This window comes from Streptomyces sp. ID05-26A (assembly GCF_033794685.1).
Taxonomy (GTDB): Bacteria; Actinomycetota; Actinomycetes; order Mycobacteriales; family Pseudonocardiaceae; genus Lentzea.
Genome location: NZ_JARAYZ010000009.1, coordinates 132,930 through 149,522 on the forward strand (window position 1 = coordinate 132,930; position 16,593 = coordinate 149,522).

General features: G+C 69.4%; 13 protein-coding genes. 3 read left to right on the forward strand and 10 right to left on the reverse strand.

Features of this window, described 5'->3' with window-relative positions; genetic code table 11:
• Positions 1-181: 181 nt before the first annotated feature.
• Positions 182-1,402, forward strand: a complete 1,221-nt coding sequence (locus PV646_RS43485) for a DUF4142 domain-containing protein (RefSeq protein ID WP_500348890.1) — start codon at positions 182-184, stop codon at positions 1,400-1,402.
• Positions 1,403-1,700: 298 nt separating this feature from the next.
• On the opposite strand, the gene PV646_RS43490 is transcribed toward PV646_RS43485, so the two are convergent.
• Genes PV646_RS43490 through PV646_RS43500 form a run of 3 tightly spaced genes read right to left on the reverse strand, consistent with a single transcriptional unit; the run spans position 1,701 to position 4,395 of the window.
• Positions 1,701-2,828 carry an AAA family ATPase gene (locus tag PV646_RS43490; protein ID WP_500348892.1) on the reverse strand — a complete coding sequence of 376 codons (1,128 nt, stop codon included), beginning with the start codon at positions 2,826-2,828 and terminating at the stop codon, positions 1,701-1,703.
• Positions 2,821-3,588, reverse strand: a complete 768-nt coding sequence (locus PV646_RS43495) for an RNA ligase family protein (RefSeq protein ID WP_500348894.1) — start codon at positions 3,586-3,588, stop codon at positions 2,821-2,823. The genes PV646_RS43490 and PV646_RS43495 overlap by 8 nt, the downstream gene beginning before the upstream one ends.
• 42 nt (positions 3,589-3,630) lie before the next feature.
• Positions 3,631-4,395 carry a hypothetical protein gene (locus tag PV646_RS43500; protein WP_500348896.1) on the reverse strand — a complete coding sequence of 255 codons (765 nt, stop codon included), beginning with the start codon at positions 4,393-4,395 and terminating at the stop codon, positions 3,631-3,633.
• Between the two features lie 145 nt (positions 4,396-4,540).
• On the opposite strand from PV646_RS43500, the gene PV646_RS43505 reads away from it, so the two are divergent.
• Positions 4,541-5,347, forward strand: a complete 807-nt coding sequence (locus PV646_RS43505) for a S1 family peptidase (RefSeq protein WP_500348898.1) — start codon at positions 4,541-4,543, stop codon at positions 5,345-5,347.
• A gap of 63 nt (positions 5,348-5,410) precedes the next feature.
• Here the strand turns inward: PV646_RS43505 and PV646_RS43510 are convergent, their stop codons facing one another.
• From PV646_RS43510 to PV646_RS43540, 7 genes are all read right to left on the reverse strand, one after another.
• Positions 5,411-6,211, reverse strand: coding sequence for an alpha/beta fold hydrolase (locus PV646_RS43510; RefSeq protein WP_500348899.1), 801 nt, complete (start codon positions 6,209-6,211; stop codon positions 5,411-5,413).
• A 110-nt stretch (positions 6,212-6,321) separates the two neighbouring features.
• Complete coding sequence (locus PV646_RS43515; RefSeq protein ID WP_500348901.1) at positions 6,322-6,777, reverse strand: MarR family winged helix-turn-helix transcriptional regulator; 456 nt, start codon at positions 6,775-6,777, stop codon at positions 6,322-6,324.
• A 76-nt stretch (positions 6,778-6,853) separates the two neighbouring features.
• Complete coding sequence (locus PV646_RS43520) at positions 6,854-7,363, reverse strand: regulatory protein RecX (protein WP_500348903.1); 510 nt, start codon at positions 7,361-7,363, stop codon at positions 6,854-6,856.
• Between the two features lie 13 nt (positions 7,364-7,376).
• Positions 7,377-8,423 (reverse strand): recombinase RecA, encoded by a 1,047-nt coding sequence (recA, locus tag PV646_RS43525; RefSeq protein WP_189159366.1) that lies wholly within the window; start codon positions 8,421-8,423, stop codon positions 7,377-7,379.
• Between the two features lie 147 nt (positions 8,424-8,570).
• On the reverse strand, positions 8,571-8,765 hold the full coding sequence (locus PV646_RS43530) for a DUF3046 domain-containing protein (RefSeq protein ID WP_500348905.1): 195 nt from the start codon (positions 8,763-8,765) through the stop codon (positions 8,571-8,573).
• Between the two features lie 9 nt (positions 8,766-8,774).
• Complete coding sequence (locus PV646_RS43535; protein WP_500348907.1) at positions 8,775-10,037, reverse strand: MFS transporter; 1,263 nt, start codon at positions 10,035-10,037, stop codon at positions 8,775-8,777.
• A 53-nt stretch (positions 10,038-10,090) separates the two neighbouring features.
• The gene (locus PV646_RS43540; protein WP_500348908.1) at positions 10,091-11,938 is read right to left on the reverse strand and encodes an Hsp70 family protein; all 1,848 of its coding nucleotides are present in this window, start codon (positions 11,936-11,938) and stop codon (positions 10,091-10,093) included.
• 100 nt (positions 11,939-12,038) lie between these two features.
• Here PV646_RS43540 and PV646_RS43545 point away from each other — a divergent pair, with 100 nt between their 5' ends.
• Positions 12,039-16,589 carry an ATP-dependent helicase gene (locus PV646_RS43545; protein ID WP_500348991.1) on the forward strand — a complete coding sequence of 1,517 codons (4,551 nt, stop codon included), beginning with the start codon at positions 12,039-12,041 and terminating at the stop codon, positions 16,587-16,589.
• Positions 16,590-16,593 lie beyond the last annotated feature (4 nt).

Below are 16,593 nucleotides of genomic sequence, written 5' to 3' on the forward strand. Positions count from 1 at the left end.
TACATCGCGAACACGAAAACCTCTCGGGTACGTAAATTCAGCTCCAATGGTTCGCGATCAGAGCTGTGATCCACGTCACATAAGCATCTGCGCACGCCCCGTGAACCCTGACCTCACCTGCGCGTATCTCCCTTTGAAGGCAGCTCGATCGCGGGAGGGAACGGGCACTATGCGTCACCGATTGGACACGCTGGGGCAGCACGCAGCGCTGTTCGCCATCCTGTCTGTCGTATTTCTGGGGGCTTTTATCGGAGCCGTCCCGGCCAATGCGCAATCGACAGAGGTACAACCGTCAGACCGCTCATTCATGGTATCTCTGCGCCAAGCGAACTCGTGGTTGGTACCAGTCAGCAAAGAAGCTCCGGCACGTTCGACGAATGCGAGCGTGAGCAATGCCGGACGTGACATCTTCGAAGGGCATTCACGACTCGACGTCGAACTCCTGAAATCCGCCGAACAACTGGGCGTGGTTCTGCCGAACGACGTCAGCAGTGAACACCAGTCACTCATCAACGAGATGGCCGAACGCACCGGTGACAACCACGACCGCGCCTACGCGACGATCGTCCGGCAGACACAGGGCGGCCTTCTCGTGATGTCCGTACAAACGCGGGCGACAACGCAGAACACCGCAATTCGCACACTCGCCCACCAGACGGTGCAAATGCTGATTCGTACAATGACGGTCCTGGAGAACACCGGCAGGGTCGACCCGTCTGCACTCGAATTGGTGACCGCCAAGGCACAGGTGAACGCGGTCCGCGTCATCGGTCAGAACATCGAACCGTCGGACCGGGAATTGCTTGTTCTGCTCACCCAGCATTCGCTTTGGCAGAAACCGGCCAGCCGCGAGAGCTCGGACCGCGCCCGTGACGCGAAGGTCCGCAAGGTCGCGGGTCAGCTCGCCGCGGAGCACACGCAGCTGACCCAGTCGGTCACGGAGGCCGCCCGTCAGATCGGCGTGGACCTCCCCGTCGAACCGACGACCGAGCAGAAGTCGTGGGCGAACGCCATCACGTCCAGTTCCGGCGAGGAGCTCGACGACATGTACACGAACCTGTCCCGCGCCGCCGACGGCTCACTCATCACCCAGGTCGCCCACGCCCGCGCGACGACCAAGAACCTTCCCGCCCGCATCGCCGCACAGACCGCCCTGACCCTCCTGCTCAAGCACATGCTCCTGCTGGAGGGCACCGGTCTGGTGAAGGCGAACTCGCTGCAGATGACCAACAACCCGCCCATCGCCCAGCAAACGAAGTCCAACAGCAGCTCGGCGCCACAGCCCGACGACTCGTCCACGAGCGTCGGCTTCCTCACCGGTATCGCCGTCCTGGTGGTCGCCGCCGCAGGCACCCTCTGGCTGGTCCGGGCGATCGGCCACCACGGCAACCACCGCCGCTGACACCCCGCGAACTGATATATCGGCTGCCGCCCTCGCCAACCGATATATCAGTTCCCAACGGCCCGCCGGGCACCCGCCAGCCCCCTTAGCAATGACTCGTTTGACGACGAAGTCCAAAGAGTCATTGCTAAGGGCCAGGTCAACGGGTTGCCGGGTTGACATAACGAAGGTGAACGAGCCAGCGGGCTGGTCTGCAGCGGCTCCAGCAGATGAGCAAGCTGCGGCCGACCCCTGCACCGGCACGCGGTAAAGGGGTCGGCCTACGCAGACTCAGGCACGGCCACCGGGCGCCACTCGGTCAGGCGGACGGCACCGCGGTGTCCACTCGTTCGACCACGTGCGCCTCGGTGAGGTCGACCGCTTCCCACTTGCCGATGAGCCGGTCGACAACGGCGGCCGGCACCGGTTCCGGGCGGGCGCGGTTGCGAGCGTGGATCACGTTCCTCGGCGCTTCGAGCCCGATCAGGGTGATGCGGGCGCGGTAGTCCGCGGCGAGTCCGATGCAGCGCTCGCGCAGTTGCTGGGAGATGTTGGTCGCGTTCCAGACGAACCGCTCCCCCGCCCGCAACAGCACTCGGGCTTCCTCGAACGCCGCGGCGGCCACGGCGCGTTGGTCACCGTCGGGCGCGATGCCGAGTCGCGAGCGCACCGCGTCGAGACTCACCACCGGCCAGCCCGGCCGCTGGGCGGCGATCCAGTGGTCCTTGCCGACGCCCGGCAGGCCGGACAGCACCGTCACCTCGACGCGAGTGTCGTCATAGGCGGCGTAGCCGGGGTCGCGGCCGGGCGTGCGGAAGTACTGGAACCGGGCGTGGTCGGACGGGAACGCGCGTGGCCGGTTGAGGCAGTCGCGCTCACGGCAGTACTCCTCGAACAGCGCGATGTTCTCCAGCACCGAGTCCGCGTCACCGCAGATCCGGCCGAGGATGTCGGCGCGGGCGAGCGTCGCCAGGTCGTCGTTGCGCGCGAGCAGGCTCACCCGGAACGCGATGCGGTCGAGGTCCGGGCGTTCCAGCGCCCAGAACGGCACCTGGTGGTGTCGCACCAGCGCGGCGACGTGTTCGCGCCACACGATCGGGCGTCCCATCTCCCACAACAGCTTGCGCGCCAGCAGGTCTCCGGCTCGTGAGTGGCCGTGTGCCGTCACGCGGCCGTCGGCGATCTGTGTGCGGAACGGCTTCGCGGCGTCGTGTAGCAGCACCGTCGCGAACAACCGCACACGGTCCGCCTCGGGACGCGAACGCCATTCGGGCAACGAGACAAGGGCCTCGCACGCCATCCGGGTGTGCGTGGCGACATCCCCCTCGGCGTGGTGCACGGGATCTTGCGGCACCCCTTCGAGAGCGCGCACCCACGGGAACGCCGAGCGGACGGCGTCCCAGTCGAGAGTCCACTGTGGCCCAGTGGGGCAGAGTTGCTCAAACACGGGCCACCACCTGGTTCGGCAGGATCGGGCGGTCCTGCCAGTGGCTGCCCGAGTCCAGCACGGCGGTGGCGAACGTCGGCCGCACCCACTTGTAGCGCTCGACCGTGCGGCCGTCCTCCTCCACCTTGATGTAGAGGCCTTCCATGTCGTCGTCCGAATCCGTCTCCGCGACGACGACCGCCGGATCCTGCCCCGCCGCACGCGCCGCCCCGACCAACGCGTCACGCCACACCGTGGTGCGGCAGGTGGACGGGCCGAGCAACGCGGTCAGGTCCTTCAAGCGGCGCAGCGGCCCCTCGTGCAGCACCGGCACGGACATCACCGGCGTACCCGCGAGCAGCCGGCGGCGTTCCGGAGTGGACAGGAACTCACCGGTCGAGCGGTCGAGCAGGTCGAACTCGCAGAAGTGGTGCGGCAGCGCGTCGTAGAACACGGTGTGCTTGGCGTACAACCATTCCCCGTAGAGCACGAAACGTGTGCCGAGCCTCTCCCACAGCACGCCCTGGTGCGTCGCGGCCCACGCCTTCAACGGCGCGAACTGACGTTCCCTCGGCCCGCCTGCGAGGAAGTGGCCGCGTGACTGGAGTTTCAGCACGCCGTCCGAGTCGAAGCTGATGCCCGCGTTGGCACCGTCGAGCTTCTCCTCGACGACGAGGTGCCGCCCCGCGATCGCGCGGAACGGCACCTGGTCGAGGTCCTCGTCGCCCGGTTGCAGGCGTGAGCCCTCCAGGTGGGGCGTTCGCGGGTACTTGCGCAACATGCCCCATTTTGTAACCCGTCCGTGCGCCCGCAAGCGAACGGTTTACGCCTGACCGACGAACGCGGCCTTGTCGGAGTTGAAGGTCGGCTCGAACACGAGCTGCATCTCACCGGGCTGCGCGCCGACCGAGTACGCGATGTGGAAGGTGTAGGTCTTGCCCGGCAGCACGGTCGCCGAGTCGAACGTGCTGTCACAGCCGCCGCCCGAGTCGAACACCATGTCGGCCTTCTGCCCGTTGAACTGCGCGTCGGTACCGATCGACATCAGCGCGGTCTCGAACGCCGCGCTGGTCCCGTTGGTGATGGTGATCTCGAACTTCACCGCGCGGGCGATGTTGGGCGGCGCGGAGAACTGACCGGGCGTGCACGCGACCGGCTTGGCGACGTCGACCGAGAGGCCGTTCGCCCACGAGTACCTCTTGCCCCAGGTCGGGTTCTCCTTCAGTGCGTCCTGCTTCGCGGTCTCGCCGGGAGCGCCGACCTGGCCCTGGTTGGTGCTGCCGTCGAGGATCTTGTCGAGTTCCTCGACCGCGGCCTGCTGCGCCACGACCGTCAGCACGATCGCCAGCACGCACAGGACGACACCGGCCGCCGCGAGAACCTTGCGCGTGCCGAACAACGCGATCACGCCGAGCACGATCCCGACGAACGCGGCGATCGCGGTGAGGTTGTTGAAGAAGATGAGCCACGAGCTGAGGATGCCGACGATCCCGAGGATCACCGCCGTCCACGCGAGTGCACCGAAGCGTGCGGTCTTCGGCGGTGCGACCGGAGGCTCGGCGTAGACGGGCGGCGTCGGATAGGTCATCAAGGCTCCCGAGGGTTGCGATGTGTGACCACGACGTCGATTGGTCTGCTTCACCCGTTAGCCCCAACCCACGGCATCACCCGATCGAGTTACGGACGGCCGACCGGCCGACTGCCGAAGGTAGTTGATCGACTACGATCCGTGCATGGCACGACGACTCGCCGGAATCCTGCTGGCCTCGATCGCCGCACTTGGCGTGACGACTGCACCCGCGCAGGCGGCTGTCGACTTCACCGGCACGGTGAAGCTGAACAACTGCTCCGGTTCGCTCGTCCGCCTGCCCGGTTCGAGCCCCTCGCACAAAGCGCTCGTGCTCACCAACGGGCACTGCGTCGAGTTCATCAAGGCGGGCGAGGTGTACGTCGACCAGCCGGCGGACCGCACCTTCAAGCTGCTCAACGGCTCCGGCTCGGACATCGCGACGCTGCAGAGCACCAGGCTCGTCTACGCGACGATGACCGGCACCGACGCCGCGCTCTACCGGCTCGACAAGTCCTACCAGCAACTCCAGCAGCAGCACGGCGGCCGCGCGCTCGAACTGTCCGCCGCGCGCCCGTCCACCAAGACGGAGATCAGGATCGCCTCGGGTTACTGGAAGAAGATCTACTCCTGCCAGATCGACGGATTCGTCCACCAGGTCAGGGAAGCGAGCTGGACCTGGCGTGACTCGCTGCGCTACACGCCGTCGTGCGACACGATCGGCGGCACGTCGGGCTCGCCGATCATCGACAACGCGAGCGGCAAGGTCGTCGGCGTCAACAACACCGGCAACGAGAGCGGCGGCCGTTGCACGATGAACAACCCGTGCGAGGTCGACGCCGCCGGCAAGATCACCGTCCGCCGCGGCACCAACTACGGCCAGCAGACCTTCGGTCTCGTCGCCTGCTTCGGTCCCCGCACGACGCTGGACCTGACGCTGCCCGGCTGCCAGGTCGCGAAACCCGTCCGGTAGGCCGGGCCCCGACGCGAAGAATCCGGGACGCCCCTGCCCGCGTCCCGGATTCTTCGTCTTCCACTACCGCGCGGCGCGCACGATCAGGTCGGCCACGGTGTCCGGGTGCGACACGGCCACCGAGTGCGAAGCTCCCTTGACCTCGACGGTCGCACGGGAGTGGGCACGCTCGGCCATCCACTTCTGCGCGGCGATCGGGATGTTCTTGTCCTTGCCCGCCACCACGAAGTAGGACGGGATGGTCTTCCAGGCGGGCTCGCCTGCCTGCTCGTTCAGCGCGGTGTCGTTGATCGGGCGCTGGGTCGCCGCCGCCAGCGTCGCGTCCTTGCGGGACACGTCCGCCGCGAACTGCTGCCAGTACTTGTCCTGCGCGATCACGAGATCGGTCGTCCCGTCGCCGAGCGGGATCGGCCGCACCGCGTCGCCGAGGGTGCTGCCGGGGAACTGGTTCGACAGCCCGAGAGCGGTCTCGCCCTTCTCCGGCGCGAACGCCGCGACGTAGACGAGCGACTTCACGTTCGGGTTGCCGAGCGACGCGGCCGACTGGACCATGCCGCCGTAGGAGTGTCCAGCGAGGACGATCGGCCCTTCGATCGAGGCGAGCACCTGGCGCAGGTAGTTCGCGTCACCGGTGACGGACCTTAGCGGGTTCGCCACCGCTACGACCGGGAACCCCTTGCGCTGCAAGCGTTCCACAACACCGTTCCAGCTGGACGCGTCCGCGAAGGCGCCGTGCACCAGGACGATCGTCGGCTTCTTGGCACCCTGCTTCGAGGCCTCGTCCGCGGCACCGGCACTCGACGGAACGACGGCGGCCATCGCCAGCAGCGTCCCCAGAACGGCGATCACCTTACGAACTCGCATTGATCTCTCACTCTCTCGTCGGGCACCGTGGCGGTGGTGCATCGCGCTCGATTAGGTCGTGCACGATGTAAGTTACCCGACGAGTTACCTCGCACGCGATGTGTTTCAGCTCACTGGCGCTCGGCGCCGTGCTTCACGCGGTTCAGCGCCCTGCGGAGGATGGTGATCTCCTCCAGGGTCATGCCGAGCGCCTTACCGAGCTGGTTGAACATCTCGGCGCCGATCCACCGCAGCTCACGACCCTTGTCCGTGAGCTGGACGAGCACCGAACGCTCGTCGTCGGGGTGCGTGACGCGCACCAGCAGACCGCTCTTCTCCAGCCGCTTGATCAACGGCGAGAGCGTGCTGTACTCCAGGTCGAGCTCCTGCACGAGCTCCCGGATCGGCCTCGAGTCCTTCTCCCACAGCAGCAGCATCACCAGGAACTGCGGGTAGGTGATGCCCGCCTTGTCGAGGATCGGGCGGTAGAAGCCGGTGACCGCTCGCGACGTCGTGTAGAGGTCGAAGCAGAGCAGGTCCGAGACCGTGGGAGTCACGGCGGACGGCGCGTCGGGAGTAGTGCTCACGCTTTTCAGGCTACTCGGAGCCCACCACCACAGCGGCGTGATCGGTTGCGGCACCGCGAACGGGACCGGCCCTGGCCTACGACCAGGGCTCGTCCAGCGCCGAGGCCTCATCTCCGGCGTTGCGCAGCTCGTCGCGCACCACCCGATAGGCGAGGCCTTCCGCATAACCCTTGCGCGCCAACGCACCCACGAGACGGCGGATCTTCGTCGTCTCGTCCACGCCGGACAGGGTGCGCAGGCGTTTGCGGACGAGCTCGCGAGCACGCTCTTCCTCGGCCTCGCCGTCGACCGCGGCGACGGCCTCGGCCACCACCTCGTCCGCCACGCCCTTGCGGCGCAGTTCCATGGCCAGGGCGCGGCGGCCCAGGCCGTTGTACGTGTGCCGGGAATGCACCCACATCTCGGCGAACTGCGCGTCGTCGATCAGGCCGGCGCGGTCGAACTTGCCGAGAACGATCTCGGCGGCGCCGGCACTGATCCCCTTGCGCAGCAACGCGTCGTGCAGTTCCTGCCGGGAGCGGGCCCGGGCACCGAGCAGCGCGTAACAGATGTCCCGTGCCTTGCGCTGCTCTTCAGCCTCGTCCAAACCCCACTACCTCTTAGAACTCGACCGGCGCGGCGGGAACCGTCTCGTCGGCGTCGAGGGTGGCGCCGATGCCGAGCTTGTCCTTGATGCGCTTCTCGACCTCGTTCGCGATGTCCGGGTTGTCCAGCAGGAACTTGCGGGCGTTCTCCTTGCCCTGGCCCAGCTGGTCGCCCTCGTAGGTGTACCAGGCGCCGGACTTGCGCAGGATGCCCTGGTCGACGCCCATGTCGATGAGCGAGCCCTCGCGGCTGATGCCCTTGCCGTAGAGGATGTCGAACTCGGCCTGCTTGAACGGCGGCGCGACCTTGTTCTTCACGACCTTGACCCTGGTGCGGTTGCCGACGGGCTCGCCGCCGTCCTTCAGGGTCTCGATGCGGCGGACGTCCAGACGCACGGAGGCGTAGAACTTCAGCGCCTTACCACCGGTCGTGGTCTCCGGGGAGCCGAACATCACGCCGATCTTCTCGCGCAGCTGGTTGATGAAGATCGCAGTCGTGTTGGACGCGCTGAGCGCACCCGTGATCTTGCGCAGCGCCTGGCTCATCAGGCGGGCCTGCAGACCGACGTGGTTGTCGCCCATCTCGCCCTCGATCTCGGCGCGCGGCACGAGGGCGGCGACCGAGTCGATGACCAGGATGTCGAGCGCGCCGGAACGGACCAGCATGTCCGCGATCTCGAGCGCCTGCTCACCGGTGTCGGGCTGGGAGACCAGCAGCGCGTCGGTGTCGACGCCCAGCTTCTTCGCGTACTCGGGGTCGAGGGCGTGCTCCGCGTCAATGAACGCCGCGATGCCGCCGGCCTTCTGCGCGTTCGCCACGGCGTGCAGCGCCACGGTCGTCTTACCGGAGGACTCAGGGCCGTAGATCTCGACGACCCGGCCCCGCGGCAGCCCACCGATGCCGAGTGCCACGTCCAGGGCGATCGCGCCGGTCGGGATCACGGCGATCGGGGCACGGCCCTCCTCGCCGAGGCGCATGACCGAGCCCTTGCCGAACTGCTTGTCGATCTGCGCCAGGGCCAGCTCGAGCGCCTTGTCCCGGTCGGGTGCTGCGGGTGCCATCTTGGGTCCACCTTTTGTCGTCTGCCGTTGCTTCGTCATGTTGGACCTGACGCTACTGGCGGGGTCTGACAATTCTGCGAAGCCGGGGGTCGGCGCCACTGTAGCCGAACACGTGTTCGAGCACACGTGACACTCCGAACCGCCACTTCAGCGGCGACTTTCGGGAATTTCGAAGGCGTTGCAGACCGCGACCCAGACCTCTTTGGCGCCGATCCCGGCCTCCAGGGCCTGGTCGGCGGTCCGGCCTCCCAACGACGACAGCACGTGGTCGTGGGCGATCATCTCGGCCCTGACCTGGCCGAACTCCCCTGCCATGAGCTTGCGGAACATGGTGATGCGCACCGGGAGACCCTAACGAACGGGCCTGCGCAGCGATGCGAAGAGGCACACGACGAGCAACGGCAACGCGGTGAACCCGACGATGAGCCCGAGCGCCGCGTACGACCACGCGGTCACGACGATCCCCGACACCGCTCCCCCGATGGCGCCGCCGACGTTCATCACCAGATCGGACAGTCCCTGCGCGGCGGGCCGGTCGTCCACCGGCACGGACTCGGTCAGCAACGCCGATCCGGCCACCAGCCCGGCCGACCAGCCGAAGCCGAGCAGCGCCAGGCCGACGGCGAGCTGCGGAGCGTCGTGCGAGGGCGCCATCCCCGCCACCCCGGAGGCCGCCACCACCAGCGACGCGCCGATCGCGAGCACCGGCACCCGGCCCAGCTTGTCCGCCATCCACCCGAACAACGGGCTCGCGGCGTACATCGCGGCGACGTGCAGGCTGATCACGACACCGACCACGCGCAACGACGACCCGGCGTGGTTCATGTGCACCGGCGTCATCGACATCAGCCCGACCATCGCGGTGTGGCACAACATCACACCAACGAGTGCAAGCCGAGCCATCGGCCCGAGCGTGCCCCAGACCTTGAGACCACGGGGACTCTCGCCGCTGGAGCCTCCCGCGCAGCAGTCCGCGGATTCAACCGGTCGTGTGCTCTTCACGACGACCAGCGGGTCCGGCCGCAGCCCGAACTGGATCACCAGCACGGCCGCGGCGAGCACGACCGCCGCCAGCAGGAACGGCCCCACTCCGGCCGGCATGCCGAGGAACTCCGCCGCCCGCCCGGCGGGATCGGCGAGGTTCGGGCCGATGATCGCGCCGATCATGGCCGCCCACACGACGCGGGAGAGTTCGCGCGCACGGCGGTTCGGGTGCGCCAGATCCGTTGCGGCGTAACGGGCCGCGTAGTTCGCGCTGGACGCCCCTCCGAACAGGAGCAGGCCCACCAGCAGCACCTGCCACGACCCGAGGCCCACGGCGACGGCGGCGATCAGCGCGCCGAGCCCGCCCATGCCGTAGCCGAGGACGAGCGCGGGACGGCGTCCGCTGCGTTGCGCGAGCCGGGCCCCGGGCAGGGCGAGCACCGCGGCACCGGCGACGGCCGCGGTCTGCGCGAGCCCGCCGACGGCCTCGGAGCCGGACAGCGACGCGGCGATCAACGTGCTGAACGCGAGGCCGATCGTCACCGCCGCCGACCCCAGGACCTGGGTGCCGGTCAGCACGCGGACGACCTGGCGCTGCACGCGTTCGACCCGCGGCGCGACGGTCACCATGATCACGATCGTGGCACGCCGGAGCGGCGCGCCGACAGGGCCATCAGGGGCGGTTACTCCCCCGGTTGCACGGACTTCTCGAAGAAGTCGGCCATTTCGTCGGCCTTGAGCTCGTCCGCGTTCTCCTCGGCGGTCTTGGTGAGGATGCCGAACATGGGACGGCCCTTGGCGGTGAACACCAGCACGCCGGTGCCGCTCGACGTGGCCGCGCGGTAGTCGCCCTCCAGGCCGTTGCCGGTCCAGTCGGCCTCGACGCGCTCGGTCTGGAACGACTTCGCGATCGAGGAGGCGTTGTTCTCCGCACCCGTGACGCTGTCGGTGAGGATGTACTGCACCGCGTAGCCGTCGCGGATCGTGCAGCTCACGACCGTGCCCTTGATCTCCTCCATGCCGGTGATCTGCGCGGAGTCGGCCTTCTCGCAGCCTCCGCCGTCCGGCACGGTGCCCGCGAGCTGGCGCAGGCACTTCGTGAAGCCCTGGCCGTCCTGCGCGGTGTCGTCCTTGCAGTCGTCGGCGCTGGGCAGGCTCGGGCCGGAGAACGCGAAGATCGCGCCGATCACGCCCGCCACCACGAGGACCGCCGCGCCGGCACCGACAAGGATCTTCTTGTTGTCCTTCTTCGGCGCCTGCTGCTGCGGGAAGTTCATCGGGTAGCTGCCGCTGACGTTCGGGTTCACCGGGTAGGTGCCGCTCGCCGAGTACGCGCCGCTGGGGTACGAACCGCTCGGATAGGAACCGCTCGGGTACGACCCGCTGATCACCGGGTTCGGGCCGCTGACGTTCGGGTTCACCGGGTGCGGGCCGGTCACGGCGGGGCTGACCGGCGCGGTGACGACCGTGGGCGGCTCGACGAACTTGGGCTTGTCGTCCTCGGCCTTGAGCGTGATCGCCGCCCGGTCCACGACCTGCGCGCCGGACGCGACGATCGTCTCCGGGTGGTCGGGGTTGGTCGGGACGATGCCGACCTTCTCCGCGATCATCTGCGCGACCAGCGGCATCCGGCAGGAGCCGCCGACGAGGTAGACGTGCTCGGGCGTGACGCCGGCCTTGCGGACCGCGGAGATGAGGACCTCGGTGGTGCGGATCAGGCTCGGCCGGATCAACGCCTCCAGCTCGGCGCGCGTGATGAGGACCTTCTCGAACGGCTCCGGCATCAGCACCTCGACCTGGGGCAGCTCGGAGAGGTCCTCCTTGGCGAGGCGCAGCTCCTCGCGCAGGCCGAGACGGGCGCGGTGGTCGTCGACGGTGGTGGGGCGCAGCAGCCGCTGCCAGCCGGCCGGGTCCTTGTGCGAGACGCTGCGGCCGATGTGCTCCAGCAGCGCCTGGTCGATGTCGAGACCGCCGACGTCGCTCAGGCTGCCGTCGGCGAGGATGCGGTGCTGGGAGTCGAGCACGGACACGTCGAACGTGTCGGCGCCGAAGTCGTAGACGGCGAGCGGGCGGCCGCCGCCGAGCGAGGCCACCGCGATGGCCTCGGGCACCGGCACGAGTTCGCCGGTCATGCCCGCGAGCCTGGCCGAGGACAGCAGCTTGTTGCGCCTGCTCGGGCCCCACTCGGCCGGGTGCGTCAGGCGGATCTCGTCGAGGTGCTCGCCCTTGAGCAGCGCCGTGACGGCTTCCATCACGCGCGAGTAGAGGGCCGCGAGCGCGTCGTTGGTCGGCAGGTTCTGCTCGCCGAGCTTGATCGTCGCCTTGTCGATGTGGCGCTTGGGGTTCGCCTCGTAGCGCGACGGGTCCTGACGGGACCGCCGCTCCGCTTCTCGGCCGACACGCAGGGAACCGTCCTCGTCGAGGTAGACGGACGAGGGCATCGTGGGCCCACCGTCCACATCCACCACACCGTGGTCGGACAGCACCGCAACCGTGTTGGCGGTGCCCAGGTCGACGGACAGGACGCGCACCGTGCTCCCCTCGCAGGACGTACCGGGTGATCGTGCCACAGCGGGCTTCGGCGGGTGCTCGGACCTGCGTAATCAGAAATTGTCAGACCCCGCCGTCATGATGGTTCGCATGGATGCGATGAAGGCTTTCTCACCGGCGACCAGGCAGTGGTTCGCCGGAGCCTTCGCCGCGCCCACCCAGGCGCAGACGGGTGCGTGGGCGGCCGCGGCGGCGGGCGAGCACGCGCTGGTCATCGCCCCGACGGGCTCGGGCAAGACGCTGGCCGCGTTCCTGTGGGCGCTCGACAGGCTGGCTTCCTCCTCGGTGCCCGCGGAACCGAAACGGCGCTGCCGGGTGCTCTACGTCTCGCCGCTGAAAGCCCTGGCGGTGGACGTCGAGCGAAATCTGCGCGCTCCCCTGACCGGTATCCGGCAGGCGGCGCACCGGCTCGGCCTGACCGAGCCGTCGATCACCGTGGGCATGCGCACGGGCGACACGTCCCCGGAGGAACGCAGGGCGTTCGGGCGCACTCCCCCGGACGTGCTGGTGACGACCCCGGAGTCGTTGTTCCTGCTGCTCACGTCATCGGCGCGCGAGTCGTTGCGCGGCGTGGAGACGGTCATCCTCGACGAGGTGCACGCGGTGGCGGGCACCAAGCGCGGCGCACACCTGGCCTTGTCACTCGAAAGGCTGGACTCGCTGCTCGAGAAGCCCGCGCAGCGGATCGGGCTGTCGGCGACGGTGCGGCCGGTCGAGGAGATCGGCACGTTCCTGTCCGGCGGCCGGCCGGTGTCGGTGGTGCAGCCGAAGACGCCCAAGGTCATCGAGGTCGAGGTGGAGGTGCCGGTCGAGGACATGGCGCAGCTCGGCCAGCCGACGGGCGAGGTGTCGGGTTCGGCCGCCGGGGCCGAACAGCGCACCTCGATCTGGCCGTCGGTCGAGGCGCGGGTGCTGGAGCTCGTGCGGGCGCACCGCTCGACGATCGTCTTCGCGAACTCGCGGCGGCTCGCGGAACGGCTGACAGCGCGGTTGAACGAGCTCGCCGAGGAGGCCTCCGAACCGGAGTCCTTCCCGGCCGAGGCCATCGGCCAGTCGGGCATGACCGTGCAGAAGACGGCGTCCGTGGCCCGTGCGCACCACGGCTCGATGTCGCGTGAACAGCGCACGGCGGTGGAAGAAGACCTGAAGTCGGGCCGGTTGCCGTGCGTGGTGGCGACGTCGTCGCTGGAGCTCGGCATCGACATGGGCGCGGTCGACCTGGTGGTGCAGGTGGAGGCGCCGCCGTCGGTCGCCTCGGGCCTGCAGCGCGTCGGCCGGGCCGGCCACCAGGTCGGCGCGGTGTCGCGCGGTGTGATGTTCCCGAAGTTCCGCGGCGACCTGGTGTCGTGCGCGGTGGTGGCGGAACGGATGCGGGACGGCGCGATCGAGGCCGTGCGGTTCCCGCGCAACCCGCTCGACGTGCTGGCGCAGCACATCGTCGCGATGGTGGCGATGGAGACGTGGACGGTCGACGAGCTGACGGCACTGGTGCGGCGGGCGGCGCCGTTCGCCGGGCTGCCGGACTCGGCGCTGAACGCGGTGCTCGACATGCTGTCGGGCCGGTACCCGTCCGAGGAGTTCGGCGAGCTGCGGCCGCGGATCACCTGGGACCGGGTGAACTCCGAGCTGCGCGGCCGGCCCGGTTCGCAACGGCTGGCGGTCACGTCCGGCGGCACGATCCCCGACCGCGGGTTGTTCGCGGTGATGACCCCGCCGTCGGAGAAGGGGCCGGGGTCGCGCGTCGGTGAGCTCGACGAGGAGATGGTCTACGAGTCGCGGGTGGGCGACACGTTCCTGCTGGGCACGTCGTCGTGGCGGGTCGAGGACATCACCCACGACCGGGTGATCGTGGTGCCCGCGCCGGGGCAGCCCGCGCGGATGCCGTTCTGGAAGGGCGACGCTCCCGGCCGCCCTCTGGAACTCGGCCGGGCGATGGGCAAGTTCCTGCGCGAAGTGTCCACGATGGAGGATTCGGCCGCGCGCGCACGGGCGAAGTCCGCCGGTCTGGACGAGTGGGCGACGGACAACCTGCTGGCGTACCTGGGCGAGCAACGGGAGTCCACGCGGCACGTGCCGAACGACAGGACCGTCCTGGTGGAACGGTTCCGCGACGAGCTGGGCGACTGGCGGCTCGTCGTGCACTCCCCGTTCGGCGCGCAGGTGAACGCGCCGTGGGCGTTGGCGATCGCGGCGCGCCTGCGGGAGAAGCGCGGTGTCGAGGTGCAGGCGGCGCACTCCGACGACGGCATCGTGCTGCGGCTGCCCGACGCCCTCGACCACGAGGGCGCCGAGGTGACGGCGACCGCGGAGGACGTGCTGCTCGACCCCGACGAGGTCGAGCAGATCGTGGTCGCGGAGGTGGGCGGTTCGGCGTTGTTCGCGGCCCGGTTCCGCGAGTGCGCGTCCCGCTCGCTGCTGCTGCCCCGCCGTGATCCGAAACGACGCACCCCGTTGTGGCAGCAGCGGCAGCGGTCCGCGCAGCTGTTGTCGGTGGCCTCGAAGTACGAGAGCTTCCCGGTGGTCCTGGAGGCGATGCGTGAATGCCTTCAGGACGTGTACGACGTGCCGGGTCTGAAAGAGCTGATGTCGGACGTCCGCGCGCGCAAGGTGCGCGTGGTCGAGGTCGAGACCCAGTCGCCGTCGCCGTTCGCCCGCAGCCTGCTCTTCGGGTACGTCGGCATGTTCCTCTACGAGCTGGACGCTCCGCTGGCGGAACGGCGGGCGGCGGCGTTGTCGCTCGACTCGACGCTGCTCGCGGAACTGCTCGGGTCGGAGGCGATCCGCGAACTGCTCGACCCGGAGATCGTGGCCGAGGTCGAACGCAGCCTGCAACGCCTCTCCGAGGACCGCAGACCACGTCATGCCGAGGACACCGCGGACCTGTTGCGGTTCCTGGGAGATCTCTCGGACGCCGAGGCGCTCGAACGCGGTGTGCCGCGCGAGTGGCTCGACGAACTGGTGGCCGAGCGCCGGGTGATCCGCGTCCGGATCGCCGGCGAGGAACGCTCGATCTCGATCGAGGACGCGGGCAAGGTCCGGGACGCGCTCGGTGTCGCTCTCCCGGTCGGCGTGCCGGAGGCGTTCACCGAACCGGTGGCGGATCCGCTGGGCGACCTGCTGAGCCGCTACGCCCGCACCCACGGTCCGTTCCCCGCCTCCGAACCCGCTGCCCGCTTCGGTCTGGGCGTGGCCGTGGTGACAAGCGTGCTGGAACGGATGGCGGCCACGGGCCGGTTGGTGCGCGGTGAACTCCGTCCCGGCGGCACGCACACCGAGTACTGCGACGCGGACGTGCTGCGCCGCCTGCGCCGGGCCTCGCTGGCCCGGCTGCGCTCCGAGGTGGAGCCGGTCGAACCGGCCGCTCTCGGCCGGTTCCTCCCGCAGTGGCACGGCCTGGGCCGTCGGTTGCGGTCGGCGCCGACCCTCGACGACGTGTTCTCGGTGGTGGAACAGCTCGCGGGAGCGCCGCTTCCTGCGAGCGCGCTGGAATCGCTGCTGCTCCCGTCCCGGCTGCCCGGCTACTACCCGGCGTTGCTGGACGAGCTGACGGCGTCCGGCGAGGTGACGTGGACGGGGTGCGGTGCGCTGGCCGGTGGCGACGGCTGGATCGCGCTCGCCCCGGCCGACGTGGCCGATCTGCTGCTGCCCGACCTGGTGCCGGAGTCGATCCCCGAGTCGCCGCTGCACACGGCGGTCCTGGAGGCGTTGTCCGGCGGGGCGTTGTTCTTCCGTCAGGTGGTCGACCGGGCTTCTGTCTCCGTGACGTGCACGGACGCCGAGGTCGTCGGCACGCTGTGGGACCTGGTGTGGGCGGGGCTGATCACGAACGACACGTTGTCGCCGTTGCGCGCGCTGGTGTCCGGCGGCGGGGCGGCGCACAAACCTCGCCGTGCTGCTCCGCGGGGCCGGTATGCCCGCTTGCGTTCGCGTCCCGACATGCCTTCGCGCACGGGCCCGCCGACCGCTGCCGGTCGCTGGTCCCTCGCGGTGACTCCGGCGGAGAACCCGACCCGCCGGGCACACGCGCGTGCCGAGGCGTTCCTGGAACGGCACGGCGTGCTGACCAGGGGTGCTCTCGACACCGAGCGCGTGACGGGCGGGTTCAGCGGCGTCTACAAGGTGTTGCGGGCAATGGAGGAGTCGAACCAGGTCATCCGCGGTTACGTCGTCGAGGGGCTGGGCGCGGCCCAGTTCGCGGCGCGGGGCGCGGTGGACCGGCTGCGGGCGTTGTCGCGTCCGCCCGGTCAGTCCTCGCAGGCCGACGAGACCGCGGTGGTGCTCGCTGCGGCCGACCCGGCCCAGCCCTACGGAGCCGCGCTGGCGTGGCCGGATCCGCTGGGCGAGGGCAAGCACAGGCCGGGCCGCAAGGCAGGTGCGCTGGCGGTGCTGGTCGACGGCACCCCGGCGCTCTACGTGGAGAGAGGAGGCAAGTCACTGCTGTCGTTCACCGACGACGAACCGGCCCTGCGCACCGCCGCGAACGCCCTGAGCCGGGCGGTCCGCGACGGTTGGCTGGGCCAGCTGGCGGTCCAGCGAGCCGACGGCGAGGTCGCGCTCACTTCACACCTGGCGACGGTCCTGCAGGAAGCCGGTTTCCGCGCCACCCCGAAGGGCCTGCGCCTGCGGGCGTGACCAC